This is a genomic window from Streptomyces sp. Ru72 (assembly GCF_002920635.1).
GTDB lineage: Bacteria > Actinomycetota > Actinomycetes > Streptomycetales > Streptomycetaceae > Streptomyces.
On the sequence record NZ_PQSR01000028.1, the window covers coordinates 37,275 to 63,206 of the forward strand.

20 protein-coding genes are annotated in these 25,932 nt (G+C 67.5%); 13 read left to right on the forward strand and 7 right to left on the reverse strand.

The genetic code is table 11. The features are described 5' to 3' along the window. Positions 1 to 81: 81 nt before the first annotated feature. The 6 genes from C3488_RS15960 (at position 82) to C3488_RS15985 (ending at position 10,445) form a co-directional block, all read left to right on the forward strand. A complete protein-coding gene (locus tag C3488_RS15960) occupies positions 82 to 2,130 on the forward strand; it encodes a thioredoxin domain-containing protein (RefSeq protein ID WP_103840087.1) in 2,049 nt (682 codons plus the stop codon). A 204-nt stretch (positions 2,131 to 2,334) separates the two neighbouring features. After that, positions 2,335 to 3,612: a glycosyltransferase gene (locus tag C3488_RS15965; protein WP_103840088.1), complete on the forward strand. Its 1,278-nt coding sequence runs from the start codon at positions 2,335 to 2,337 to the stop codon at positions 3,610 to 3,612. Continuing rightward, entirely contained in the window at positions 3,609 to 5,252 is a 1,644-nt protein-coding gene (locus C3488_RS15970; protein WP_103840089.1) for a glycosyltransferase family 39 protein, read from the forward strand. The genes C3488_RS15965 and C3488_RS15970 overlap by 4 nt, the downstream gene beginning before the upstream one ends. Then, positions 5,249 to 6,451 carry a glycosyltransferase family 2 protein gene (locus C3488_RS15975; RefSeq protein WP_103840090.1) on the forward strand — a complete coding sequence of 401 codons (1,203 nt, stop codon included), beginning with the start codon at positions 5,249 to 5,251 and terminating at the stop codon, positions 6,449 to 6,451. Before C3488_RS15970 ends, C3488_RS15975 begins: the two co-directional genes overlap by 4 nt. Continuing rightward, positions 6,448 to 8,874 (forward strand): galactose oxidase-like domain-containing protein, encoded by a 2,427-nt coding sequence (locus C3488_RS15980; RefSeq protein WP_103840091.1) that lies wholly within the window; start codon positions 6,448 to 6,450, stop codon positions 8,872 to 8,874. The genes C3488_RS15975 and C3488_RS15980 overlap by 4 nt, the downstream gene beginning before the upstream one ends. A 371-nt stretch (positions 8,875 to 9,245) precedes the next feature. Continuing rightward, a complete protein-coding gene (locus C3488_RS15985; RefSeq protein WP_258053445.1) occupies positions 9,246 to 10,445 on the forward strand; it encodes a glycosyltransferase family 87 protein in 1,200 nt (399 codons plus the stop codon). A 27-nt stretch (positions 10,446 to 10,472) separates the two neighbouring features. On the opposite strand, the gene C3488_RS15990 is transcribed toward C3488_RS15985, so the two are convergent. Further along, positions 10,473 to 11,204, reverse strand: coding sequence for a Mut7-C RNAse domain-containing protein (locus C3488_RS15990; RefSeq protein WP_103840093.1), 732 nt, complete (start codon positions 11,202 to 11,204; stop codon positions 10,473 to 10,475). Between the two features lie 25 nt (positions 11,205 to 11,229). Then, complete coding sequence (locus tag C3488_RS15995) at positions 11,230 to 11,877, reverse strand: TetR/AcrR family transcriptional regulator (RefSeq protein ID WP_181139041.1); 648 nt, start codon at positions 11,875 to 11,877, stop codon at positions 11,230 to 11,232. A gap of 349 nt (positions 11,878 to 12,226) precedes the next feature. Between C3488_RS15995 and C3488_RS40105 the strand changes: the two genes are divergently transcribed. Next, on the forward strand, positions 12,227 to 13,063 hold the full coding sequence (locus tag C3488_RS40105; RefSeq protein WP_146067870.1) for a DUF6528 family protein: 837 nt from the start codon (positions 12,227 to 12,229) through the stop codon (positions 13,061 to 13,063). 60 nt (positions 13,064 to 13,123) lie between these two features. Here the strand turns inward: C3488_RS40105 and C3488_RS16005 are convergent, their stop codons facing one another. Then, positions 13,124 to 13,837, reverse strand: coding sequence for a hemolysin III family protein (locus C3488_RS16005; protein WP_103840096.1), 714 nt, complete (start codon positions 13,835 to 13,837; stop codon positions 13,124 to 13,126). Between the two features lie 308 nt (positions 13,838 to 14,145). Between C3488_RS16005 and C3488_RS16010 the strand changes: the two genes are divergently transcribed. After that, positions 14,146 to 15,969: a phosphoenolpyruvate carboxykinase (GTP) gene (locus C3488_RS16010; protein WP_103840097.1), complete on the forward strand. Its 1,824-nt coding sequence runs from the start codon at positions 14,146 to 14,148 to the stop codon at positions 15,967 to 15,969. Positions 15,970 to 16,269: 300 nt separating this feature from the next. Here the strand turns inward: C3488_RS16010 and C3488_RS16015 are convergent, their stop codons facing one another. Further along, positions 16,270 to 17,649, reverse strand: a complete 1,380-nt coding sequence (locus tag C3488_RS16015; protein ID WP_258053446.1) for a DUF2079 domain-containing protein — start codon at positions 17,647 to 17,649, stop codon at positions 16,270 to 16,272. Between the two features lie 299 nt (positions 17,650 to 17,948). Here C3488_RS16015 and rfbA point away from each other — a divergent pair, with 299 nt between their 5' ends. The 3 genes from rfbA (at position 17,949) to C3488_RS16030 (ending at position 20,609) form a co-directional block, all read left to right on the forward strand. Further along, entirely contained in the window at positions 17,949 to 18,899 is a 951-nt protein-coding gene (rfbA, locus tag C3488_RS16020; protein ID WP_103840099.1) for a glucose-1-phosphate thymidylyltransferase RfbA, read from the forward strand. Between the two features lie 87 nt (positions 18,900 to 18,986). Then, a complete protein-coding gene (locus C3488_RS16025) occupies positions 18,987 to 19,898 on the forward strand; it encodes a glycosyltransferase (protein WP_181139042.1) in 912 nt (303 codons plus the stop codon). 54 nt (positions 19,899 to 19,952) lie between these two features. Continuing rightward, positions 19,953 to 20,609, forward strand: coding sequence for a dTDP-4-dehydrorhamnose 3,5-epimerase family protein (locus C3488_RS16030; RefSeq protein ID WP_103840100.1), 657 nt, complete (start codon positions 19,953 to 19,955; stop codon positions 20,607 to 20,609). Between the two features lie 529 nt (positions 20,610 to 21,138). Here the strand turns inward: C3488_RS16030 and C3488_RS41070 are convergent. Continuing rightward, positions 21,139 to 21,459 carry a hypothetical protein gene (locus tag C3488_RS41070; protein WP_219822315.1) on the reverse strand — a complete coding sequence of 107 codons (321 nt, stop codon included), beginning with the start codon at positions 21,457 to 21,459 and terminating at the stop codon, positions 21,139 to 21,141. 655 nt (positions 21,460 to 22,114) lie between these two features. Here C3488_RS41070 and rfbB point away from each other — a divergent pair. Next, positions 22,115 to 23,089 (forward strand): dTDP-glucose 4,6-dehydratase, encoded by a 975-nt coding sequence (gene rfbB, locus C3488_RS16040; protein ID WP_103840101.1) that lies wholly within the window; start codon positions 22,115 to 22,117, stop codon positions 23,087 to 23,089. Beyond that, positions 23,086 to 23,994, forward strand: a complete 909-nt coding sequence (gene rfbD, locus C3488_RS16045; RefSeq protein ID WP_219822316.1) for a dTDP-4-dehydrorhamnose reductase — start codon at positions 23,086 to 23,088, stop codon at positions 23,992 to 23,994. The genes rfbB and rfbD overlap by 4 nt, the downstream gene beginning before the upstream one ends. Positions 23,995 to 24,056: 62 nt before the next feature. On the opposite strand, the gene C3488_RS16050 is transcribed toward rfbD, so the two are convergent. After that, positions 24,057 to 25,331 carry a glycosyltransferase gene (locus C3488_RS16050; protein WP_103840102.1) on the reverse strand — a complete coding sequence of 425 codons (1,275 nt, stop codon included), beginning with the start codon at positions 25,329 to 25,331 and terminating at the stop codon, positions 24,057 to 24,059. Continuing rightward, positions 25,328 to 25,783, reverse strand: a complete 456-nt coding sequence (locus tag C3488_RS40530) for a tetratricopeptide repeat protein (RefSeq protein WP_181139043.1) — start codon at positions 25,781 to 25,783, stop codon at positions 25,328 to 25,330. The genes C3488_RS16050 and C3488_RS40530 overlap by 4 nt, the downstream gene beginning before the upstream one ends. Between the last annotated feature and the right edge of the window lie 149 nt (positions 25,784 to 25,932).

Below are 25,932 nucleotides of genomic sequence, written 5' to 3' on the forward strand. Positions count from 1 at the left end.
GTGGCGTCCGAAAAGCGCCCGCACACACGAGGACGCCCCCGTGGGCGCGCCCGGTCAAACCGCTGTTCTCCGCGGCGCCCGATGCCGTGGGAGAGTGGAACGGTGAACCGACTGGCCCATGAGACGTCCCCGTATCTGCTCCAGCACGCCGAGAACCCCGTCGACTGGTGGCCCTGGTCGGACGAGGCCTTCGACGAGGCCCGTGAACGGGGTGTGCCGGTGCTGCTCAGCGTCGGTTACTCCAGTTGCCACTGGTGTCATGTCATGGCTCACGAGTCCTTCGAGGACGACGCGACTGCCTCGTACATGAACGAGCACTTCGTCAGCATCAAGGTCGACCGCGAAGAACGCCCCGACGTCGACGCCGTCTACATGGAGGCCGTCCAGGCCGCGACCGGCCACGGCGGCTGGCCCATGACCGTCTTCCTCACCCCCGACGCCGAGCCCTTCTACTTCGGCACCTACTTCCCGCCCGCCCCCCGCCACGGCATGCCCTCCTTCCGGCAGGTCCTCGAGGGCGTCCGGCAGGCCTGGGCCGACCGGCGGGACGAGGTGAACGAGGTCGCCGGGAAGATCGCGCGAGACCTCGCCCAGCGCGAGATCAGCTACGGCGACACCCGGGCGCCCGGCGAGGAGGAGCTCGCCCAGGCTCTCCTCGGGCTCACCCGTGAGTACGACGCGCAGCGGGGCGGCTTCGGCGGGGCGCCCAAGTTCCCGCCGTCCATGGTGATCGAGTTCCTGCTGCGCCACCACGCCCGCACCGGCTCCGAAGGCGCCCTGCAGATGGCGCACGACACCTGCGAGCGCATGGCCCGAGGCGGTATCTACGACCAGCTCGGCGGCGGCTTCGCCCGCTACTCCGTCGATCGCGACTGGGTGGTGCCGCACTTCGAGAAGATGCTCTACGACAACGCCCTGCTGTGCCGGGAGTACGCGCACCTGTGGCGTGCCACCGGCTCCGAGCTCGCCCGCCGGGTCGCCCTGGAGACCGCCGACTTCATGGTGCGGGAACTGCGCACCGCGGAGGGCGGGTTCGCCTCCGCGCTGGACGCGGACAGCGACGACGGGAGGGGCCGGCACGTCGAAGGGGCGTACTACGTATGGACCCCGCAGCAGCTGAGGGAGGCCCTCGGCGCCGACGACGCCGAACTCGCCGCCCAGTACTTCGGGGTGACGGAGGAGGGCACCTTCGAGCACGGCTCCTCCGTCCTGCAACTTCCCCAGCAGGAAGGCGTGTTCGACGCACAGCGGATCGAGTCGATCCGGCGCCGCCTCCTGGACAGGCGGGCCGAGCGCCCCGCCCCGGGCCGTGACGACAAGGTGGTCGCCGCCTGGAACGGCCTCGCGATCGCCGCGCTCGCCGAGACCGGCGCGTACTTCGACCGCCCCGACCTCGTGGACGCCGCGCTCGGCGCCGCCGACCTGCTGGTACGGCTGCACCTGGACGAGCACGCCCGTCTGGCGCGGACGTCGAAGGACGGCCGCGTGGGCGCGAACGCCGGCGTGCTGGAGGACTACGCGGACGTCGCCGAGGGCTTCCTGGCGCTCGCCTCCGTCACCGGTGAGGGCGTGTGGCTGGAGTTCGCCGGGTTCCTGCTCGACCACGTGCTCACGCGGTTCACCGACGACAGCGGCACGCTCTACGACACCGCCGCGGACGCCGAGAAGCTCATCCGGCGCCCCCAGGACCCCACCGACAACGCCACCCCGTCGGGCTGGACCGCCGCCGCGGGCGCGCTGTTGTCGTACGCCGCCCAGACCGGTTCGGAACCCCACCGTGCCGCCGCCGAGCGGGCGTCGGGTGTCGTCAAGGCGCTCGGGCCGCGGGTGCCGCGCTTCATCGGATGGGGGCTCGCGGTCGCCGAGGCGCTCCTCGACGGGCCGCGGGAGGTCGCGATCGTCGGCCCGGCCCTCGACGACCCCGCCACCAGGGCCCTGCACCGCACGGCGCTTCTGGGCACGGCACCCGGCGCGGTCGTGGCCATCGGCACCCCGGAGAGTGATGAGCTGCCGCTCCTGGTTGACCGGATTCTGGTCGATGATGAACCGACCGCGTACGTCTGCCGTAACTTCACGTGTGATGCCCCGACCACCGATCCGGAGCGGCTCCGCACGGCGCTGAGCGGCTGAAACGCATCATGGAACGATTGATTCCAGATGGCCGGATTGAGCGGGTGTTCGGATAGATCCTCGTAAGGAACCAGCCGTTCCGAAACAAGCTATTTATCTGAAGAGCTCCCAGGCTTCACAGTTCCCTCTTAGTCTCTCCACGGTGGCGCGACAGAAGTAACGCACTGTCGCGACAGGGGGTTTTGGGGATCTGGGGGGATCTTTTTGCTGACGTCTGTCTTCATTGCCGTCGTCTCGCTGGCCTTGTTCTGGATGGCGGCCTTCACTCTGTGGTGGCAGATGCACGCGTGGCGTACGCCCGAGGTGCTCGCCTCCACCCGGTTCAGCAGTCCGGACGGCGCCGAGCACGTGTCGTTCTCGCTGCTGCTGCCCGCGAGACACGAGCAGGCCGTCCTGGACCACACGATCCAGCGGCTGCTCGAGTCGACCCACACCGACTTCGAGATCATCGTCATCGTGGGACACGACGACCCGGAGACCACCGAGGTCGCCCGCAGGGCCGCGGCCCGGGACGCACGGGTCCGCGTCGTCGTCGACCACCATGAGAAGAAGAACAAGCCGAAGGCCATGAACACGGCGCTGCCGCACTGCCGCGGCGATGTCGTCGGGGTCTTCGACGCCGAGGACCAGGTCCACCCGGAGCTGCTCGCCCACGTCGACCACGCGTTCCGCACCACGGGCGCGGACGTCGTCCAGGGCGGGGTGCAGCTGATCAACTTCCACTCCAGCTGGTACAGCCTGCGCAACTGCCTGGAGTACTTCTTCTGGTTCCGCTCCCGGCTGCACCTGCACGCGCAGAAGGGGTTCATCCCGCTCGGCGGCAACACCGTCTTCGTCCGGACCGACGTGCTCAGGGAGGCCGACGGCTGGGACCCCAACTGCCTCGCGGAGGACTGCGACCTGGGCGTCAGGCTCTCCAGCGTCGGCAAGAAGGTCGTCGTCGCCTACGACTCCGACATGGTGACCCGGGAGGAGACCCCCGGCTCGCTGATGTCGCTGCTCAAGCAGCGCACCCGCTGGAACCAGGGCTTCCTGCAGGTCTACCGCAAGAAGGACTGGAAGCAACTGCCCGGCTTCGGACAGCGGCTGCTCGCCCGCTACACCCTGATGACGCCGTTCCTCCAGGCGTTCTCCGGCGTCATCATCCCGCTCAACGCCGCAATCGCCCTCTTCCTGGACGTTCCGGTCGGCGTCGCCTTCCTCACCTTCCTTCCGCTCGTGACCGCCGCGGTCACCTTCGTCTTCGAGGTCGTCGGACTGCACGACTTCGGCAAGCAGTACGGGCTGCGCGTGCGCTTCGTCCACTACGTGAAGCTCATCCTGGGCGGCCCCTTCTACCAGGTGCTCCTCGCCGGCGCCGCGATCCGCGCCGTCTGGCGCGAACAGCGCGGTCGCAACGACTGGGAGCTGACCAGCCACGTCGGCGCCCACCTGGCAACGACCGGCGTGATCCGCGAGTCCCGAGAGGACGTTGCTGCGTGACCTCCACTCTTCCCGCGGCGACCGAGACGAAGGTCCCCGCGCAGGACACATCTGTCCCCGAAACCGTCCCCGTCCCCCGTCCGGCGTTCCGTTTCCGCGGCTCTCGTCCCGATCTGATCCTGTGCGGCGTGCTCCTCGCGGCGATCCTGACGGTGCAGGGCTGGAACATCGCCGACTACCCGACCCTCAGCGACGACGAGGGCACCTATCTCGCCCAGGCATGGGCCGTGCAGAACGGCCACGGGCTCGCCCACTACACCTACTGGTACGACCACCCGCCGCTCGGCTGGGTCCAGCTCGCCCTGCTCACCTGGATCCCCGCCCACCTCGACGCCGGCCTGATGACGGTCGGCTCGATGCGCGCCGTGATGCTGCTGGTCAGCGCGGTGAGCGCGGTCCTCGTCTACGTCCTCGCCCGACGCCTGAAGCTGCCGATGTGGGCATCCGGACTGGCCATGGTCCTCTTCGGGCTCTCCCCGCTGTCGGTGGTGCTCCAGCGCGAGATCTTCCTCGACAACATCGCGGTGATGTGGACGCTGCTCGCGTTCACCCTGGCCGCGTCCCCGAGCCGCCACCTCTGGCACCACTTCGGCGCGGGCCTCGCCGCCGCCGCGGGCGTCCTGACCAAGGAGACGATGCTCGTCGTCCTGCCCGCCGTCTTCCTCACCATGTGGCGCCACAGCCACCGCGACACCCGGAAGTTCGCCCTCACCGGCGCGATCACGGCGTGCGCGCTGATCGGGCTGTCGTACCCCCTCTTCGCCCTGCTCAAAGGCGAGTTGCTGCCGGGCGCCGGCCATGTCTCCCTGTGGGACGGCATCCGCTACCAGATGAGCCGGGCCGGCTCCGGATTCATCCTCGACCCCGGCTCCGGGTCCTACGGCGTCCTGCACTCCTGGCTCTACTACGACCGTGTCCTGCCGCTCGGCGGCCTCGCCGGGGCGCTGCTGCTCCTGCTCACCTGGCGCTGGTCGGTCACCGCACGGACGCTCGCCGGTCCCGCGCTCGCCGTCGCCGTCCTCACCCTGGTCGCGATGCGGCCGAGCGGCTACCTGCCCGCGATGTACGTCATCCAGGCGCTGCCGTTCCTCGCCCTGGTCCTGGCGGGCGCCGCCGCGAGCGTCGTCCACCTGGTGCTGCACCGCCGGCGCGTCGGGACCGAGAAGCCGTACGTCACCTGGGCGCGGTACGCCGTGGCGGCGCTGCTCGTGGCCGCCGCCGGCGCGTACGTCGTGCCCCGCTGGTACGACGGGGACCGCACCGCCGTCACCGCCGACGCCAACGCCCCCTACCGGGCCGCCTCGCACTGGCTCGGCAGCCAGGTGAGCGACCCGGAGGGCACCCGGGTCCTCGTCGACGACGCCCTCTGGCTCGACCTGGTGCACGCCGGATACCGGCCCGGCCTCGGCGCCATCTGGTTCTACAAGGCCGACCTCGACCCGGCGGTGACCAAGACGATGCCGCACGGCTGGCGCGACATCGACTACGTGGTCGCCTCCCCGACGGTGCGGCGCGACGCGGTCAACCTGCCGGGCGTCAGGGCCGCTCTCCAGCACTCGACGCCGGTGGCCACCTTCGGCACCGGGCCGGACCGGATCGAGATCCGCCGGATCGACCAGTCGGCGGGAGGCGGCCGATGAGCCAGGAATCGACCGTCCCCGGCGAACTCGGTGACCCGGCCGTACGGGCCGTCGAGCCACCCGAGCCGGGCGCCGTCACCATCGTCGTCCCGACCTTCAACGAGTCGGGGAACATCCGCGAACTGCTGCACCGGATCACCGAGTCGGTGCCGTCCCGCCTGCCCTGCGAGGTCCTCTTCGTCGACGACTCCACCGACGACACCCCCGGCGTCATCGTCCGGGAGGCGCAGGACTGCCCGTTCCCGGTCACCCTGCTGCACCGGGAGGAGCCGGCCGGCGGGCTCGGTGGGGCCGTCGTCGAGGGACTGAAGGCGGCCGGCTCCGACTGGATCGTCGTCATGGACGGCGACCTCCAGCACCCGCCCTCCCTCGTCCCGGAGCTGATCGGCACCGGAGAGCGCACGAACGCCGGGCTCGTCGTCGCCTCCCGCTACATCAAGGGCGGCAGCCGCGCAGGCCTCGCGGGCGGCTACCGGATCGCCGTCTCCCGCGGCGCGACCTGGCTGACCAAAACGCTGTTCCCGCGCAGACTGCGCGGTATCAGCGACCCGATGAGCGGTTTCTTCGCCATCCGCCGCAGCGCGGTCACCGCGGAGATCCTCCAGCCGCTCGGCTACAAGATCCTGCTGGAACTCGCCGTGCGCAGCAGGCCGCGTGAGGTCACCGAGGTGCCGTTCGTCTTCCAGGAGCGGTTCGCGGGGCAGTCCAAGTCGACCGCACAGGAGGGCTTCCGCTTCCTGCGCCACCTGGTGGGGCTGCGCACCGCCTCCCCGCTCGCGCGCATGGTCGCCTTCGGGCTGATCGGCGCGTCCGGATTCGTACCGAACCTGGTCGGCCTGTGGGCGCTGACCGGCCTCGGGATGCACTACCTGCCGGCGGAGATCCTCGCCAACCAGCTCGGTGTCGCCTGGAACTTCCTGCTCATCGAGCAGTTGCTGTTCCGCGAGCGGCGCCGGCACCGCCGGTGGTGGGACCGGGTGGGCCGGTTCGCGCTCCTCGCCAACGCGGACCTGGTGCTGCGCATCCCGCTGATCGCGCTGCTGGTCGGCACGTTCGGCGTGGGCGTACTGCCCGCCACCGCGCTCGCGCTGGTCCTGACCTTCGTCCTGCGCTTCGTGGGGACCGAGGCGCTGGTCTACCTCCCGCGCCGGGGCCGCGCCCCCGAGGGCGGGGGCCGCACAGCAAGGAGAGCCGCATGAGAACCGTCCGCAGACTCCGCATATCCCGCAGACGCAGAACCGCCCTGCTCGCCGTGACCGGCCTGACCGCGGGCCTGCTCCTGACCTCGCCGCAGCCCGCGTCCGCCGCCAACCTCGTCAAGAACCCCGGTTTCGAGACCGCCGGTACCGACGGGATGCCGTACTGCTGGGAGAAGTCCGGCTGGGGCGACAACGACTTCGCCTTCACCACCACCAGCGACGCCCACACCGGCGGCAAGGCCATGAAGGTCGAGCTGACGCGCCGCGTGAGCGGCGACCGCAAGGCGCTCATCACCGAGTCGGCGAGCTGCGCGCCGGTGGTCACGCCGGGCAAGCAGTACGACCTGTCGCTCTGGTACAAGTCGACGACCCCGGACACCTCGCTCACCCTCTTCCGCCACGACAAGACGGCGGGCTGGCAGTACTGGACCGACCTCAAGACGCTCGACATGAGTTCCGCCTGGGCGCAGGCGAGCGTGCGCACCCCGGCCGTCCCGGACGGCACCGACCTGATCACCTGGGGTGTGTCGGTGTACGGCACCGGGTCCGTCACCACCGACGACTACACGATGGATCAGGTCGCCGACCCGCTGCCGCCCGCCCAGTGCACGGGCACGACGGACCAGTGCGCGAACGGCAGCTGGCAGGTCCTGCCCACCCAGAACCCCGTCCGCTCCATGCACTCCGTCGTCCTCAACAACGGCAAGGTGCTGCTGATCGCCGGTTCCGGCAACAGCGAGGAGAACTTCGCGGCGGGCTCGTTCACCAGCGCGGTCTACAACCCGTCGAACGGCTCGTACAAGGTGATCCCCACCCCCAAGGACATGTTCTGCGCCGGGCACGTCCAGCTCCAGGACGGGCGCGTGCTGGTGCTCAGCGGCAACAAGGCGTACCCCGTGCCGGGCGGGCACGGCTACGAGGGGTTCAAGGACTCCTACATCTTCGACCCGAAGACGGAGACGTACGCCAAGACGAACGACCTCAACGACGGCCACTGGTACCCGTCGGCGACCGAGCTCGGCAACGGTGACGTGATCTCCTTCGGCGGGCTGCGCGAGGACTCCACGGGCTCGGTGACCACCGAGTACTGGTCGGACAAGGACCAGCAGTGGCTGCCGCTGTGGAAGGTCAACCAGACCTGGTCGTACTGGGGCCTGTACCCGTCGATGATCCTGATGCAGGACGGCCGGCTCTTCTACTCGGGCAGCCACGTCTTCGGCAACAACATCCCGGGCACCGGCTCGGCGATCTACGACTACAACGCCAACACGGTCACACAGATCCCCGGCCTGCAGAACAAGGACCAGCGCGACCAGTCGGCGAGCGTGCTGCTGCCCCCGGCGCAGGACCAGAAGGTCCTCACCATCGGCGGCGGCAACATCGACTCCAACCCGGACGCGAACCGCCTGACGGACATCATCGACCTCAAGCAGGCCAGCCCGTCCTACGTCGCCGGACCGCCGCTGCCGCAGGGCACGGTCGACCTCGGAGGCGGCAAGGTCGCCGAGACCGGCAACCAGGGCAAGATGTACGTCTCCGCGGTCCTGATGCCCGACGGCAAGGTGCTGGAGACGGGCGGCGGCCTGCACAACCGCGCCGACCCGGTCTACGAAGCGTCGATCTTCGACCCGAACACCTCCACCTTCGACCCGGTGGCCGCCGACCCCCAGTCCCGCGGCTACCACTCCTCCGCGTTCCTGCTGCCGGACGGCCGCATCATGGCGACCGGCGACAACCCGGGCAACGGCACGTGGAACCACAACGTGTCGATCTACTCGCCGCCGTACCTGTTCAAGGGCAGCCGCCCGACGATCACCTCGGTGATCACGAACGAGTGGACGTACGGCACCACACAGCGCATCACGGTCGACCGGCCCATCGCCAAGGCGGAGCTGATCCGTCCGGCGGCGGTCACCCACTCCTCGGACCCCAACCAGCGGTTCGTGGACCTGCCGCTGTCGGTGAACGGCAACAACGTCGACCTGAACGTGACGAGCAACCCCAACCTGGCGCCGCCCGGCTGGTACATGCTCTTCGCGGTCGACGCGAACGGCGTCCCGTCCGTGGCCCAGTGGATCCACCTGCGGGGCCCGGCGGCCCTGAGCACGGGCACCGCCACCGCCCACGTCCACTCCTTCGCCGACTCTCTGGAGGGCACGACGACGGGCGCCGGCACCAAGCGCACCTCGCAGAAGGTCAGCCCGACCATCTCCGGCTGCGACCGCCACTACGGCTCGGTCAACGTCTGCGTACCGACGGTCTTCCCACCTCAGGTGAAGAAGACGACGGCCGCCCGCTGCGCCTGGCTGAAGGCGAACGACTACGGCCGCCTGAAGGTCAACGGCAAGGACGACCCGCTGGGCCTCGACCCGAACGGGGACGGGGTGGCCTGCGGGAAGGGCGACCTGAAGAAGAAGCGCTAGCTTTCGGCGGACCACCGGGATTCACCTCGCATGCGGCGGACGGGGCAGGGCCAACCGGCCTTGCCCCGTCCGCCGCAGTCTGTTTCCGAGGCCACGCGCGGATGCGCGGCCTAAGCCCGCCGAACGAGCGAAAAGTGCCGCAGCCGCGCCAGGCGCAGGTGCCCCGAAGCGGTGGTTCCCCTAGGGTTCCCGTGCTCTTTCGCCATCCTATGGCCGGAAACATCCGATGCCATCTGTCTTCAACAGGGGGCCTTCACGTGCATGCCGCGCGCGGCACGAACGAGACGAATCTCATGATCAGCGACCAACGGGACAGGGGGCGGCCGACAGGACCGCTCCTTGAGTGGGGGGTCAGCAGACTCCTCCTGCTGATGCTGGTGTTCCGTCTGGTTACCCTGCCGGTCTCCGACGGCAATGCGGAAGAAGTCGCCCTTTACCACAAGTGGCTGGAGGTGTTTCAGTCCGGGAGCTTCCCCGTGGGCGACGAAACCTGGCAGTACCCCCCGGGCATGTCTCTGGCGCTCCTGGCGCCCGTGTTGCTGCCGGTGCTCACCTATCAGCACGCCTTCTACGTGACCGCCTTCCTGGTCGACGCCGCCGTGTTCGCCGCGCTGTGGCGCACCGGCCGTCAGCCGGGGCGCAGCATGATGGGCGCCTGGGTCTGGACGATCGGCGTTCCGCTGCTCGGGTCGATGCCCTACGCGCGCCTGGACATGACGGTCACAGGCATCTGTGTAGCCGCTCTGCTCTGGCTGCCCACCCGTCCCCGAGTCGGGGGCGCCCTGGTCGGCGTCGGGGCCACCATGAAGCTGTGGCCCGTGCTCGTACTGTTGGGGGTGGGGCCGGGAGGGACCATGCGCACGGTGTGGGCGCGCGCCCTGGGAGCCGCGGTCGCTCTCACCCTGATGCTCGCCGCCGTCCTGCCGGGGGCATGGTCCTTCCTGTCCGGACAGCGGGCCCGCGGTCTCCAGATCGAGTCGTTCGGCGCGCTGCCCTTCCATGTGGCCCGGCACTTCGGCTGGCCGGGACAGGTGGAGCTCGCCTATGGTGCGATGCAATTCACGGGCCCGTACGCGGAACTTGTGGCGTACGCGCTCCCGGCACTGAGCGTCTTCGCGCTGGGCGGTCTCGTGTTGCTGAGGTGGCACCTGCCGAGGAGCTTCTTCACGGGCGCCGCTCCTTCCGTCCTGGGCCTCGCCGCCGTGTTGGTCTGCATCTTCACCAGCCGGGTGTTCAGCCCTCAGTTCATGCTGTGGGCCGTGGGGCTGCTCGCCGTCGGCACCACCTGGCGCTCCTCCGGGCTGCGGACTACGGCCCGCCTTGTCCTCGCGGCGTGCGGTTTCACCCTGGTCATCTACCCGTTCACCTACTTCGACGTCATGGCCAGCACCTGGTCAGCCATCATCACCCTGGCCGTCCGTGACGCGTTGTTGGTAACCGCCGCGGTGCACCTCCTGCGCACGCTCCGCACCGCGGCAAGAGCGGCCGGTGACCAGTCGGCAGAGGCAAGTGGGCTGGTGCCGCGGCCACAGTCGGCGGAGGAGACGGACGAGGTCGTGGCCACGCGCTGAAGCCTCGGGAGACCTACCGAGGCACTGTCAGGCCCGGCTCGGAAACTCGGTGAGGGCGCGCTCCACGATCGCCTCCAGCTGGTCGTGGTGCGCGCCCTTCCAGTACGCGCGGCCGCAGTCGAGGCAGCGGGCGAAGACGTCGTACGTCCGTCGCGTGCCGTGTTCGAGCTGGTCGGCGACCTCGTCCTTGGTGGCGTCTCGGAGAAGGCCGTTGCAGGCCGTACAGCGCGTCCAGGGCCGCAGCTCGGGCGCGAACCGGTCGAGCACGTCGCGGAGTTGCTCCTCGGGCCGGGTGCTGTAGACGAACGCGCCCGCCCACAGCTCGCGGCGGCGCAGCAGCCCCCGGTCACGGCTGAGCATCACCCGGCGCTCGGCGGCGGACCGGGTCGCGAGCGCCGCGTCCCCGATGTCCGTGGACTCGTACGCCGCGTCCACGCCGAGCAGCCGCAGCCGGCGGGCCAGGGTGCCGAGGTGGACGTCGAGCAGGAAGCGGAGCGGAGCGCCGGGCACCCGCTGGGGCCGCTCGACCGGGCGGACCTCGATGGTCTCCCCGGCAGCCGGCACATGGGACGCGGCCACGGCGTGGCCGTCCACGACGAGCGCCCCGACCTCGGTCAGCGGCACACCGAGCGACTCGACGACATGACCGAGCGTGGACGCCCCGTCGGTGACGACCTGCGTGGGGCGCCCGCGCCGCGCATGCGGAACGAAGGGCCCCAGCTCGGGGGCGAACTCGATGTGGATCTCGGGTCCGTTCACCTCGTCAGGATGGCACGCGGGCCGCTCAGGAGCCTTCGGGTTTCCGCTCGAGCCCGTGTTCCATGACATCGAGCGCCCGGTCCATCAGGTCACGGAGCTCGCCCTCGAAGCCGTTCTCCGCCCAGTACATGGAGACCTCCATCATGCCGCCGATGAGGGCCATGGCGCACACCCGCACTTCAAGGCTCTCCGGGTCGCGACCGGTGCGCTCCGCGAGGGCCTGGCGCAGCAGGAGCCCGGTCGCCGACATGCTCTCGAAGTACCGGGAGCGGACCGCGGGGACCTGCACCCCGAGGTGCGCCCGCAGCCGGAGCACCTCGGGATCCCCCCGCTCGCTCAGGTCGAGCCCCTTGCGCATCACGTACCGGATGGAGTCCATCCACGGCTCGTCCTCGGGCCGTGCGCGCAACTCCTCCAGCATCAGGGGGTCGTACTCGTCCGTGAGGACGATGTCCTCCTTGGTCGGGAAGTAACGGAAGACGGTGGACGGCGACACCTCGGCCCGGTCGGCGATCTGCTCGATCGTCGTCGCGTCGTACCCCTGCTCTCTGACCAGCGCGTACGTCGCGGAGCGGATCGCCTCGCGGGTCTTGATCTTCTTCCTCTCCCGCAGTCCGAGTCGGGGGCGGTCGGCGGGGGAGTAGGGGGAACGTGCGGCCGTCATGGGGGTCATTGTCCGGCATCCGTCCGGGCGGCGACCATGGCCGGGGTTGCCTGGGCGTGCTCCGTGCGGTAGGGCCGCAGTGTGTTTCGTGTGACTATTTCCGGGGTGCATGTCCCGCAGGCCGCGTCACTTAACGAGCCAGTACTCGACTGATAACTCTGTGACGGTGAGAAATCCGGCACCGTTTACTGCACAGGTTTCCAGGGCTCCGGGTCTGACGCGGCGGCGCCTTTTGCGGGTAGGCGCTTCGGCTGCGGTTATTCCTTATGCCGGTGCGCCCATGGGTGGCTCTCGGGCCATTCCCCGTCGGACGACCGGCCACGAGTTGATCATTTTGTGTGACCAGAAATCGCAGTCTGTGATCCTCACGGAGACCGAAACCCTGAAGGCCTACCGTGAACGTCGACTGGACCTGACCGCGCTCTGGTCCTGGTCTCCCGCGTCGGATGCCGAGTTGGCCGACCTGGTTCCATCCAGGAGTTGGATCAACGTAAGCGAGGCGAAACAAGTCGGGACGCCGGACGGTACGCTGCTTCTGACGTGCGCATCAGGCGGTATGGCAGTGGCCTTCAACCGCACTCGAGGAGTGACTTACTGGGCGACGAATGTCCCTCGCTCAAGTAATCTTCACAGTCTGGAAATGCTGCCGGACGGAAATATCGCCGTGGCCGCCAGCACGGGCGGATACGTCCGTCTTTACACATCGTCCCAGGGTCCACGTTCCAGCCACTACGTGCAGCACCCTCTGCCCGGGGCTCATGCCCTCTCGTGGGATGCGGGTCAGCGTCTGCTGTGGGCGCTCGGTGCCTCGGAGCTGCACGCGCTCGCTGTCGCGGGTACCAGGGCCGCACCCGGTATCACCCTGCAACGCCGGCTTCCCCTGCCCGACGAGGACGGCCACGATCTCGCTCCGGTCATCGGCGCTCCCGATGACCGCTGGGTGACCACGGGCCGCCATGTCTACCGGGTTTCCCTGACGAGCGGTGCATTCACCCGTGCCACCGCACCCAGGGGAATCGACAAGGCGCACGTCAAGAGCATCAGCCAGCATCCGGTAACAGGCCAGGTCATCATGGTCAGCCCTGACGATCAAACCTCCTGCAGTTGGTGCAGTTCGCGTGTCGACTTCCTGGATCCGAGCCGACAGGATGCGTTGATCGGCACAAGTGTGTATAAGGCACGATGGTGGCTCTGAACGGATATGGCCACGGCTTTTGAAGCCGTGGCCATGAGGGCCGGGACGTGCCGTGATCGGCTACGCGTGCTGGTACGCCACCATCGAGATGCACACGTAGTGCACGACGAACGCGGCGAGCGTGAAGGAGTGGAAGACCTCATGGAAGCCGAACCAGCGCGGTGACGGGTTCGGTCGCTTGATCCCGTAGATCACGCCCCCGGCGCTGTAGAGCAGCCCGCCGACGATGACAAGCACAAGGACGGCGATCCCGCCGGTCCGCATGAAGTCGGGAAGGAAGAAGACCGCCGCCCATCCCATCGCGATGTAGCACGGCGTGTAGAGCCAGCGCGGGGCGCCGACCCAGAAGACCCGGAAGGCTATGCCCGCCGCCGCGGCGGCCCAGATCCCCCACAGCAGCCACCGCCCCTTCGTGCCCGGCAGGAGCAGCAGGGTCAGTGGCGTGTAGGTGCCCGCGATGATCAGGAAGATGTTCGCGTGGTCGAGCCGGCGCAGCACGCCGTCCATGCGCGGGCTCCAGTTGCCGCGGTGGTAGAGCGCGCTCACGCCGAAGAGCAGGCAGGCGGTGAGGACGTAGATGCCGCAGGCGATGCGGCCTCTGGTCGAGTGCGCGAGGGCCGTGAGGATCAGGCCCGCGATGAGTACGGCCGGGAACATGCCCAGGTGCAGCCAGCCGCGGAGCTTCGGCTTGACCGGGTGGGGCAGGGAGAGCGCTACGGGACCGCGGCCTGCTGCCGGCGAGTCCGTGGGCGCGTCGGGGACGGACGCAGTCATGCGCGGCATGGTACCTACGGAACCGTAAGTAGTGGATCAGAGTGCGACCGATATCACCCGGCCCGTCCGTACTGTGTCGGTACGGCCACCGCGCAAAAAAACCTTCTGTCGAACTCTACGTGCACGCAAAGAAACGCGGCGACATGTGGCGATCCCCACTCCGCTCAGGTGTGACGTCCTCTGGACAGATGCGCAATCTCGTCGGATGATCAAATGAGTGCGGTCGGCACCGGATGAGCGGCTACGAAGCATCCGGGTCGCAGCCCCCACGGGGCAATCAACACAAAATCCCTCATCTAGGAGCGATCGTGGCGCGCGACATCGCGGCTCCCTCAACCGTCCCCACCCAGCACAAGGACCTGATCTCGTGGGTCAACGAGATCGCCGAACTGACGCAGCCGGACAGCGTGGTCTGGTGTGACGGATCCGAGGCCGAATACGAGCGCTTGTGCGATGAGCTCGTCCGCAAGGGCACCTTCAGGAAGCTCGACCCGATCAAGCGCCCGAACTCGTACTACGCCGCCTCCGACCCGACGGACGTGGCCCGGGTCGAGGACCGGACGTTCATCTGCTCCGAGAAGGAGGAGGACGCGGGTCCGACGAACCACTGGAAGGCGCCCGCGGAGATGCGGGAGATCTTCCAGGGCGAGAACGGCCTGTTCCGCGGCTCCATGCGCGGCCGGACGATGTACGTCGTGCCCTTCTGCATGGGTCCCCTCGGCTCGCCGCTCTCCGCGATAGGCGTGGAGATCACGGACTCCGCGTACGTCGCGGTCTCCATGCGCACCATGACGCGCATGGGCCAGGCGGTCCTCGACGAGCTCGGCTCCGAGGGCTTCTTCGTCAAGGCCGTCCACTCCCTGGGCGCCCCGCTGGAGCCCGGCCAGGACGACGTCCCCTGGCCCTGCAACTCGACCAAGTACATCTCGCACTTCCCGGAGGCCCGGGAGATCTGGTCGTACGGCTCCGGCTACGGCGGCAACGCGCTGCTGGGCAAGAAGTGCTACGCGCTGCGTATCGCCTCGGTCATGGCGCGTGACGAGGGCTGGCTGGCCGAGCACATGCTGATCCTGAAGCTCACACCGCCGCAGGGCGAGTCCAAGTACGTCGCCGCCGCCTTCCCGAGCGCCTGCGGAAAGACGAACCTCGCCATGCTGGAGCCGACGATCTCCGGCTGGACGGTCGAGACGATCGGCGACGACATCGCGTGGATGCGGTTCGGTGAGGATGGCCGTCTGTACGCGATCAACCCGGAGGCCGGCTTCTTCGGCGTCGCACCCGGCACCGGTGAGCACACCAACGCGAACGCGATGAAGACGCTGTGGGGCAACGCGGTCTTCACCAACGTCGCCCTCACCGACGACAACGACATCTGGTGGGAGGGCATGACCGAGGAGTCGCCCGCCCACCTGACCGACTGGAAGGGCAACGACTGGACTCCCGAGTCGGAGACCCCTGCCGCCCATCCCAACGCCCGCTTCACGGTCCCGGCCTCGCAGTGCCCGATCATCGCGCCGGAGTGGGAGGACCCGAAGGGCGTGCCGATCTCGGCGATCCTGTTCGGCGGCCGCCGGGCCACGGCGGTCCCGCTGGTGACGGAGTCCTTCGACTGGAACCACGGCGTGTTCCTCGGCGCGAACGTGGCCAGCGAGAAGACGGCGGCGGCGGAGGGCAAGGTCGGCGAGCTGCGCCGCGACCCCTTCGCGATGCTCCCCTTCTGCGGCTACAACATGGGCGACTACATGGCCCACTGGATCGACGTGGCCAAGGACAAGGACCAGTCCAAGCTGCCGAAGATCTACTACGTCAACTGGTTCCGCAAGAACGACGAGGGCAAGTTCGTCTGGCCGGGCTTCGGGGAGAACAGCCGCGTCCTGAAGTGGATCGTGGAGCGCCTCGAGGGCAAGGCCGAGGGCGTCGAGACCCCGATCGGCATCCTGCCGGCCAAGGGAGCCCTGGACACCAACGGCCTCGAACTCTCCGAGTCCGACCTGGACTTCCTGCTCACGGTCGACAAGGAGGTCTGGCGCGAGGAGGCCGCCCTGGTCCCCGAGCACCTCAACACCTTCGGAGACCACACCCCGAAGGAGCTGTGGGACGAGTACCGCGCCCTGGTGCAGCGCCTGGGCTGACGCCCACCTGAACCCCGCGGCCGGTCGGACTTGCCCTGACCTGCGACGTCACCAGGACCGGCCGCGGTGACAGCACCGCGTTCCAACGGGCCGGGGCCCGCACCGTACGACGGCGTACGGTGCGGGCCCCGGCCCGTTGTCGGTCCCGTTCCACCGCTTGCTCACCGGTGGCGATCCCACTCAGACGACCCGTAAACGGCTGGGTCTGTCACCCTCCGCGGATCGCCCACAGCTGCAGCAAGGCTTTCCAAGTTCCACCGATTGCCCGGTGACGGCGGTCAACACCCGCAACAGTGAGTGTCATCCCCGTCGGTGTAGCAGCACGAACCCGTCCTGCCGCGCCACCAGCTCGCACTCACGCAGGTCCTTGGCCAAGTTCTGCTGTTCCGCTTCGATGCTCAGCGGCGCGCCGAGCCAGCCTCTCGCGCCCGCGGGTACCCATGTGTCCACCATGATCCACTGAGGGTTGGGCCGGCTGCTCTCGGCGCCATAGAGACTGACACTCGTACGGTTGGTGAGCTGGGGTACCAGATGGTCGGAGACCTGAACCGTGGCTCCATCGGGGATCACGTTCATCAAGCGATGCGCGGTGGCGACACGAGGATCGGTTCGCCAGGTCTCCGGCTGGACCAACTGGAACAGAGGGAAGTTCGGAAGGACCATGAAGGTGATCGCGGCGGAGGCCATGAGGTATCGGTGCAGACTGCGTCCGCTTGTCCCGCGCCGCACCAGGGCGTCGATGAAGGCCGCGAAGACGATCGGCATCAGGACGAGCGAGTAGTGGTAGAGAGTCCCCCAGTGCAGGGCGTTGTTCGACGCGAATCGCCACATCAAGGTTGGAAGGCCGATCGCCAGCAAGGGGGACCGCAGCGCCAGGAACACGGTGGGAGCCAGCAGGAGCGCGAAAGTCGTCACCTTGGTCTCGGGGGTGAGGAGACCGATAGTGCCCCGGTGGAACAGATCCAGCAGACTGCCCGCACCACCAGGCGGGATTTCAGACGCTCCGGATGAATCCTGCACCAGGGACCAATAGGCGAAGGACCCAGTTGGGTTGAAGGCGGGCAGGACCACGAAAAGCGCCAACGCGGTCCCGGCGAGGCCGGCCGCGACCGCGAACATACCCAGCCTGCGGTTGCCGCGCCGGGCGATGAGGACACCGATGACGGCAAGCGTGAGTCCGAGATCCTCCTTCACGAGTACCAAGGGCAGGGCCCAGCACGCCGCTACGATCAGTCGGTCGTTCGCGAGGGCAGTCAGCGAGAGCGCCAGGAGAGGAACTGCGAAGGCCACTTCGTGGAAGTCGTAGCCGACCCCACTCGCGATGCCCCAAGAGAGCCCGTAGCAGGCACCGATCACCGCCCCGGCCGTGGTGCCCAGCGTTCGACGCGCCCAGAGTGTCAGCGGCACCACGCTCAGCGCGAGGAGCGCGGCCTGCAGGATGAGAAGCGTTTCCGCTCCTCGCCACATCCAGTAGAAAGGCGCCACGAGCACCAGGATGGGGGAGAAATGATCGCCCAAGACGGGAAAGTCTTGCCCCTTGATTTCAGAGACCGGCAAGTGCCCCTCTGCATAGGAGCGAACGACCTGTTCGAAGATTCCAAGATCGTAACTGCTCGTGAGCATCCGTTGATGAAGGCGCAGCGAGACAGCCGCGTACATCACGAACAGTGCGCCGGCCATGGCCCAGATCCACCATGTGCCGACGACACGGCCTTTGTGCGGTGACCCGGCCACTGCCTCTTCGCCGAAAGATGACTGCTGCGCAGGGACTGTCGCGCTCTTGGTGGGTGGTGCTTGCATCGAGAGCCCTTCAGGGAACGATTCTGGCGGCCATCAACATGCCAGCACGTCGTGGCCTTCGAACCACGCTTAAACTCCCGTGTGGTGAGAATCAACCGAATGGCCGCATGCCGACTCTGCACACGCCGCGAGGAGTGTGAAAATGCGGCCCTCACCGACGATCCGCCTATGGTGCTGCCATGCGCGGAATCCTGTTGGCCGGGGGAACCGGCTCGCGGCTGTGGCCGTTGACCCGTTCGGTGTCGAAGCAACTGCTGCCGGTGTTCGACAAGCCCATGGTTTATTACCCACTTTCCACACTGGTGATGGCCGGAATCCAGGAAATTCTGATCGTCACCACCGCCGAGGATCAGGAGCAGTTCCGCCGGTTGCTCGGCGACGGAAGCCAACTGGGGCTACGGCTGGAGTACATGGCGCAGAAGCGCCCGGAGGGAATCGCCCAAGCCTTCATCCTGGGAGCCGACTTCATCAAGAGTGAGTCGGTCGCCTTGATCCTGGGCGACAACATCTTCCATGGAAGCGGGCTCGGTACCAACTTGGCGCGCCACGACGATCTGAAGGGCGGCAGGGTGTTTGCCTACCAGGTCGCCAATCCCTCGGCCTATGGCGTGGTGGAATTCGACGAGCTCGGCCAGGCGCTGTCCATCGAGGAGAAGCCGGTCCGGCCCAGGTCCCGGTACGCGGTCCCCGGGTTGTACTTCTACGACAACAGCGTCGTCGACATCGCCCGTGGCCTGCGACCGAGTTCCAGGGGCGAGTTGGAGATCACCGACCTCAACCGCGTCTACCTGGAGGCCGGTGCCCTGAATGTGACCCGGCTCGACCGGGGCACCGCGTGGCTGGACACCGGAACCTTCACCTCCATGGTTCAGGCGTCGGAGTTCGTCCGCGTGATCGAGGAGCGCCAGGGGCTCAAGGTCGGCTGCATCGAGGAGGCGGCCTGGCGAGCCGGACTGATCGATGACGACCAACTCCGGGAATTGGCGCAGCCGCTGCTCAAGAGCGGGTACGGGCGGTATTTGCTGGGGCTGCTGGAAGAAACCGACTCGCGATATCTCGTCATGCCTCAGCGGGGCAGTGGACCGCGCCGCGAGGAGCTGTTGCGAACGGGGCCGGGCCGTCAGCTCTGACGGCGAGCGCTATTGCGCCCAGGGCCGGAAGATCTTGTGACGAAACTTGCGGCCACGACTCAACCGAAGCCATTGGAGGCACAGTACATGCGTTTTGCCGTCACCGTCATTCAGCCGCCCGGGTACCAGCATTCGGAGGCGTTCAGGGAGGTCGCTGAGACCGTACACTTCGCCCTCCTGCGCCTCGGTCATGACAGCGTGCTGACACGTGAACCCCGGCTGCCTCGGCGCAGGCACATCATCTTTGGATGCAACTTGCTCCCGGGATACCCTGTCGACATTCCGGAAGATTCAATTCTGTATAACCTTGAACAAGTGTACAGAGGCTCGCCGTGGGTCGGTGACGACCTGCTAAGTCTGTTCAGAAAATACACAGTTTGGGATTATAGTGCTCGTAATATCCTCGAACTGCAGCGTATGGGTGTGGATGGCACCTACCACGTCCCGATCGGTCATGTTCCGGAGCTGGAACGGATCAAGCCGGCGGTCCAGGAGGACATCGATGTTCTGCTCGTCGGCTCATTGAACGAGCGTCGCCTCGAATTGATCCGGCAGCTCAGTTCGACCGGCCTGAACGCCGTGGCTAGGTTCGGCGTGTATGGCGAAGAGCGTGACGAGCTGATCGCCAGAGCGAAGATCGTGCTGAACCTCCACTTCCACCAAGCGAGGGTCTTCGAGATCGTCAGGGTGTCCTACCTTCTGGCCAACGGCAGGTTCGTTGTATCCGAGCGCGGCAGCAACCCCGATGAGGAGGCCCCGTTCGCTCCCGGGATGATCTTCGGTGAGTACGCTGAAATCGCTGATCTCTGCAGGTACTACGTCAACCATGACGATGAGCGTCGTGCTCGAGCGGATGTAGGGCAGTCGATCATGCGCTCCCGTTGCGCGACGGACATCCTCCGTTCCGCACTCGCTGCGCTTCCCGGCGATGACAGACCGCCGGTTTCGGTAATGCATCCGGCACGCTCTGCGGAGGATGTCTCGAAGAGCCTGACGTAGTCGTTGGGTCGTCGTAAACAGCAAATAGAGCGCTGTGTGGAAGGAATCAGTCACGTGAGGCCATTGGGTATCGAAGGGGCTTGGGTGGACACGCCCAAGGTATTCACGGACAGCAGGGGCCGATTCCATGAGTGGTTCAAGCGTGACAGGTTCCACGATTCCGTTGGCCAGGGACTCCGGCTCGAGCAGGCCAACTGCTCCCGCTCGGTTCGCGGCACTCTTCGCGGCATCCACTTTGCGTCTGTCCCGCCGGGCCAGGCCAAGTACGTGACCTGCGTGAGTGGCGCCGTCCTGGACGTGGTGGTCGACATCCGCACCGGCTCCCCCACGTTCGGGAAATGGGAGGCGGTGCGCCTGGACGACACCACGCACTGCAGCGTCTACCTCTCGGAAGGACTGGGCCATGCCTTCATGGCCCTGGAGGACAACTCCACTGTTGTCTACCTGTGTTCGAAGGGCTACGCGCCGCAGCGTGAGTACGGGATCAACCCGTTGGACCCGGCGTTGGCCATCGCCTGGCCCGAGGACCTTGCACCGCACCTTTCCGACAAGGACGCCGCGGCACCCACGCTGGAGGAAGCAGAGCGGCAGGGTTTGCTGCCTTCAATCGAGGAGTGCAGTGAGTATCGCAGAAGCCTGGTGAGCAGCGCGGCGCCCGCTGGCTTCGACAAGGCCTTGACCATGGGTGTGGTCGCGCCTCATCGCCAGTGACGAGGCGATCCGGGGTGAGCTTGGCCTGTGGGATCAGGTGCAGATCCCTCGGCGAAGTTCAGTGCACCTCAACCAGTCCCAGCGCATAAATGCTTGGGCTTCTCCGCCGCCGACCGACCGGTCCAATGAGCGTCCAGCCTTGGGTCGGAAACTGGGGGCTTCCCGGAGGGGTCAGCTTGCGGCTGAGAGATAGGGGTCTGACGGCCGGGCAGGGCAGTGCCGAACGGACGCCCATCCCTGACTCTGACGGCGCGACACGTCTTGTACCCGGCCTCCTACGAGGCCAGTAGCTGTCGTGTTCGGTCGGGATGACCATCGCCGGTCCCTTTAGCCGAGCCGAATTGAGGGCACTACCGTCCGGTGGACGCGGCCCCCAGATTGCCCGGATGAACCGCGTGGCCACTGCAGAACTATGCCGGAGCCGGGCCCAGCCGAAGTGGGCAATTGCAGGTTCCAGAACCTCGGACCACTGGGTGGAGAGGCCGCTTGGGTGATCTCCGGTCGAGGACACGCCCTGAATCGTAATCATTCAATCGCGGATGAGCGAAGAATGGCTCTGTCCGTAGCGGAAGGCGACGTGACACGCATGCGAATGAAGCACACCGAGTGCGCGCTTGCGGTCCGATCCCTCCAAGTTCGTGAGGAAGGTTCTCTGGTGAGCCGTAGAACGATCCGAATTGCACGCGTGAAAACCGCCACGATGGTGACGGCGGGCGCGCTTTCCGTAGCGCTCCAGGTCGTGCCGAACACCGTGGCCATCGCCGATGCGATCCACAGGTCCGGCGGCGACGGCGCTGCCGCCGTGCCCGGCCCGAACGGCGCGGTGAGTGCCGAATTCGGTGGCGATCATGGTCCGAAGGGTGACCGGGGCCCGAAGGGTGAGAGGGGCGAGAAGGGGCACCAGGGCGCTCAGGGGCCCCGGGGCCCTCAGGGCCCTCAGGGCCCTCAGGGTGCGCAGGGTGCGCAGGGTGCGCAGGGTGCGCAGGGTGGCACGGGTGGGTTTAGCGCCCTGACGGTTGTGTCCACCGTCAGCGCCCTCGGTACCGTGGCGACGGCCGTGTGCCCGCCCGGGTTCGTGACTACGGGCGGCGGAGTCACCCCGGCCACTACCGGAGCTGACGCCCTGGGGGTCCTCATCGAATCTGAGCCGGTCGTCACCGGCACTGTGCCGTCTGTCTTCAACGCTTTCGCGGGTGGCGCAAGCGGCGCCACGGCCACCGTCTTCGCGATCTGCGTCCCTGCTCCGTGACTCCCATGTGAGCGGCGGTGCGGAACGTCCTCTCCGCTTCACCTGGGAATGCTTGACGGTGCCCGGGGGCTTCAGCCTCGCGGGCACCGTCCGCATGCTCTCCGTGCCTTGGCGGGAAAGCGTCGGGTAGGGGCTCCGACGGGGCATAGGGTCGTGGCCCCACCAGGCATCGAGAAGAAAATAGAATTCCACCGGGTGCTCGGCGAGGAAGCCTCGGATCGGCCACACAAGCGTGGCGAGAAGAACTCGGAGAACTATGCGCATCCTTGTGACCGGCGGTGCTGGATTCATCGGCTCTGAATACGTCCGCCAACGACTTACCTCGGATCCGACCGCACGGATCACTGTCCTCGACAAACTCACCTACTCGGGGGTCGTGGCCAATCTGGCGCCTGTGGCGGAACACCCGGGCTACATCTTCTTCAGGGGCGACATCTGCGAACCGGACGTGGTCGACCAGGCCATGGCAGGCCAGGACGTTGTGGTTCACTTCGCCGCCGAGTCGCACGTGGACCGATCGATCGAAGGGGCCGGCCCCTTTGTACGCACCAACGTGCTGGGCACGCAGGTGCTCTTGGACGCCGCCCTCCGGCACGGCGTCGGACGCTTCATCCACGTGTCCACCGACGAGGTGTACGGCTCGATCGCCGAAGGGTCGTGGACAGAGGGGTCCGCGGTGGCGCCGAACTCCCCCTACTCCGCGTCCAAGGCCGGCTCCGACCTGCTGGCGCTCGCCTACCACCGGACCCACGGCCTCGACGTCGTGGTCACCCGGTGCTCCAACAACTACGGGCCGTACCAGTTCCCCGAAAAGGTCATCCCGCTCTTCATCACCAACCTGATCGACGGGAAGACGGTTCCCCTGTACGGGGACGGCCGCAACATCCGCGACTGGGTGCACGTCTCCGATCACTGCCGGGGCATCGACCTGGTCCTGCACGGCGGCACGGCCGGGGAGGTCTATCACATCGGCGGCGGGACGGAGCTGAGCAACCACAAGCTCACCGGGCTGCTGCTGGACGCGGTCGGAGCCGGTTGGGACCGGGTCCAGTACGTGGCCGACCGCAAAGGCCACGACCTGCGCTACTCAATCGACGACAGCAAGATCCGCGAGCAGCTCGGCTACGCCCCGCAGGTGGACTTCGAGGAAGGCCTGGCCGCCACGGTCGACTGGTACCGCGCACACCGCTCCTGGTGGGAGCCGCTCAAGAAGAGGGCCCGGCTGCGGTGACGACGAGCTGGCTGGTGACCGGGGCGCGCGGGCTCCTGGGCCAGGACATGCTGGCCGAGCTCGCCGCGGATCCGGACGCCATCGTGACGGGACTGAGCCGTGACCAGCTCGACATCACCGACCCGACAGCCGCGTTCCGTGCTGTCACCGGTCACGATGTCATCGTCAACTGCGCCGCCTGGACGGACGTCGACGGCGCCGAGCGTTCCGAGGCGGCGGCCACAGCCGTGAACGGCACAGGCGTGCGTCACCTTGCGCATGCGTGCGCGGAGAGCGGCGCTGTCCTGCTGCACATCTCCACCGACTACGTGTTCCCCGGTGACGCCCGCCGACCGTATGCCGAAGACGCCTCGACGGGGCCCGTCAACGCGTACGGGAGAAGCAAACTGGCGGGGGAGCGGGCAGTTGTCGAGCTCCTGCCGTGCACTGGATACATCGTCCGCACCGCCTGGCTCTACGGAGCACACGGCCCCAACTTCGTCGCCACCATGCTCGAACTCGCCGCCCGACGAGAGACGATCGACGTGGTGGCGGACCAGCACGGCCAGCCCACCTGGTCCCGCGCGCTCGCCCGGCAACTGGCAGCCCTCGGCCGTGCCGCGCTGACCGGGCGAGCGCCGGCAGGCATCTACCACGGCACGTCCGCCGGACACACCACATGGTGCGGCCTGGCACGTGAGATCTTCCGCCTCAGTGGCCTCGATTCCGAGCGTATCCGCCCGGTGCGCTCGGACAAGTTCCCGCGTCCGGCCCCCCGCCCGGCGTTCGGGGTCCTCGGTCACGGCACCTGGGTCCGTGCTGGGCTTGCTCCTCTCCCGACATGGGACGACCAACTGACGGCGGCCCTGAAGACGCCTCCCTTCGCCGATCTGGCCGCCACGGCGCGAAGGACGGAGAGCGACTGAACACAGGAGGCGCCTCGTAGAGCCTGACAGCTCTGCGAGGCGCCTCCTGTCTCTTCACGTTCCTAGACCAGCAGCAGTCCGCCGCACCGGTCGGCACCCTCTTTCATCGCGATGAGGTTGGCGACCACGTAGGAGATGTCGTTCTCAGCGTGCCACTCGGTCGGGAAGTAGGTGACCAGCCGCGACTTCTGGAACTTGGCCTCGATCTCGGGCACGAAGGCCCGGTACTGGTTGTCCGTGTAGTACCAGAACGAATTCTCGTTGTAGTAGGCGACATACGTCGGGTTCTGGTAGGCGCCGCGGCCGTCGGAGCTGGGCGTCATGGTGAGGAGCATGCCGCCGGGTGCCAGCAGCCGGTACAGCTCGTTGATCAGCGGCACCTTCGCGGGAACGCGCTCCAGGAACTCCACCGCCCGCATCAGGCCCACGGAGTTGTCGGGCAGGTCCAGCTTCCCGGGCAGGCTCGCGACGATGTCGATGCCTTCTCCCGGATGCTGGTCCACACCCACGTACCCGGGCGGCTTGCGGTGGCCCGGGCCGAGGTTCAACGCCAGCAGTCCCCGCCGAAGGGTCCAGGCGAGGGCGTTGGCCTCGATGTACTTGTCGTACAGGGCCACCGTCTCTCGCTGGATGAATGCGTTGATGTCCGGGTCTCGCTGCGTGCACCCCGGGTGCACCCGCTGCAGGTAAAGACAGCGAGGGATGTGGTGGAAGTCGCCGACGTGGAACAGACGGCACATCAGGTCCTGGTCGTCGAGGACGGTGCGAGTGGCGTCGTAGCCGCCGGCCTTCTCGTAGCTCTCCTTGCGGAACGCCCGTACGTGGTTGGGGGCGTACCAGATGTAGGAGACGTTGTGCGGCGTCGGAGCCATGGACCTGACCTGAAGCAGGTTGCGGCCGTCGACGCGTACCTCCTCGTACTGCCAGCCGTGCGCCTCGTTGAAACGGGTGTCGTCCCGCCCTCCGTCCTCCGTGATCTGCGCCGTGTTGCTGTAGACGAGCACGGCATCGGGATGCTCGTCGAAGGCCTTACCGAGCTCCGCCAGGCACGCTTTCGCCAGAAGATCGTCGTGGTCCAGTTCCACGAGGATCTCGCCGCGCGCCAGTTCGCAGGCTCTGCGCTTCGCTGCTCCGACACCGTGGATGTCGTCCGCGATCTCCACGCGGACCCGCTCGTCGGGGCGCTCCGGACGCCAACGGGCACCGTTGTTGAGCAGGACGATCCACTCCCAGTCGGGACAGGTCTGCGCCTGCAGGGCCGCCAGGCACTCGTCGAGGAAACGAGGCATGTGGCTGGGCGTGAAGACGGAGAACCTGGGGGTCGAGGTCGACGTCATCTGCTGCTCCCTGCGTGGCTCGATGTCGGTGAGGGGCTTACGGCATTCCGGAACCGCTCCGGTACCTGAGAAAGGAGCGCGGGATCGGCTGCGACAGCGCGACGGAACGCATCCTTGGCCTCGTCGTTGCGATTCTTCTCAGCAAGGAGGAGCCCGAGCTGCATGTGGAGCGAGGCAGCCTTCGGCGCGGTGGCAGCGGCACGTTGCAGAAGTCGCATGGACCGGTCGGGGTCGCTCGACTTCAGCATCATGGCCTCACTGAAGAGGGCCGACATGAAGGATGGATCGATCTTCAGAGCCTTGTCGTAAGCCGCACGCGCATAGGATGTGTTGCCGTTCGCTTGCGCGATGATGCCCAATTGGTACCAGGCGAACTTGTTGGCGGGGTCCAGTTCCAGCACATGCCGGTAGGTGCGGGTAGCACCCTGGAAATCCCGGTGCTGCTGTTGCACAAGGGCATCCTGCAAAAGTCGGTTCGCCTCCTGGACCCGGGACGCTGACGCGGCCTTGGATTCCGTGGGCGTGGCGGACTCGGGTCGAATGACCCATAGGGTCGCACCGGTGGCAACCACGGCCGCCGCGGCGAAGCCGGCGAGCCCTG

What these genes read in the sequence shown, in the direction of transcription:
- C3488_RS15960 (WP_103840087.1), top strand. Translation starts at nt 82, where the DNA reads ATGCCGTGGGAGAGTGGAACGGTGAACCGACTGGCCCATGAGACGTCC.
- C3488_RS15975 (WP_103840090.1), top strand. Translation starts at nt 5,249, where the DNA reads ATGAGCCAGGAATCGACCGTCCCCGGCGAACTCGGTGACCCGGCCGTA.
- C3488_RS15980 (WP_103840091.1), top strand. Translation starts at nt 6,448, where the DNA reads ATGAGAACCGTCCGCAGACTCCGCATATCCCGCAGACGCAGAACCGCC.
- C3488_RS15985 (WP_258053445.1), top strand. Translation starts at nt 9,246, where the DNA reads ATGCTGGTGTTCCGTCTGGTTACCCTGCCGGTCTCCGACGGCAATGCG.
- C3488_RS15995 (WP_181139041.1), bottom strand. Translation starts at nt 11,877, where the DNA reads ATGACCCCCATGACGGCCGCACGTTCCCCCTACTCCCCCGCCGACCGC.
- C3488_RS16005 (WP_103840096.1), bottom strand. Translation starts at nt 13,837, where the DNA reads ATGACTGCGTCCGTCCCCGACGCGCCCACGGACTCGCCGGCAGCAGGC.
- C3488_RS16015 (WP_258053446.1), bottom strand. Translation starts at nt 17,649, where the DNA reads ATGGCCGGCGCACTGTTCGTGATGTACGCGGCTGTCTCGCTGCGCCTT.
- rfbA (WP_103840099.1), top strand. Translation starts at nt 17,949, where the DNA reads ATGCGCGGAATCCTGTTGGCCGGGGGAACCGGCTCGCGGCTGTGGCCG.
- C3488_RS16025 (WP_181139042.1), top strand. Translation starts at nt 18,987, where the DNA reads ATGCGTTTTGCCGTCACCGTCATTCAGCCGCCCGGGTACCAGCATTCG.
- C3488_RS41070 (WP_219822315.1), bottom strand. Translation starts at nt 21,459, where the DNA reads ATGATCGCCACCGAATTCGGCACTCACCGCGCCGTTCGGGCCGGGCAC.
- rfbB (WP_103840101.1), top strand. Translation starts at nt 22,115, where the DNA reads ATGCGCATCCTTGTGACCGGCGGTGCTGGATTCATCGGCTCTGAATAC.
- C3488_RS16050 (WP_103840102.1), bottom strand. Translation starts at nt 25,331, where the DNA reads ATGACGTCGACCTCGACCCCCAGGTTCTCCGTCTTCACGCCCAGCCAC.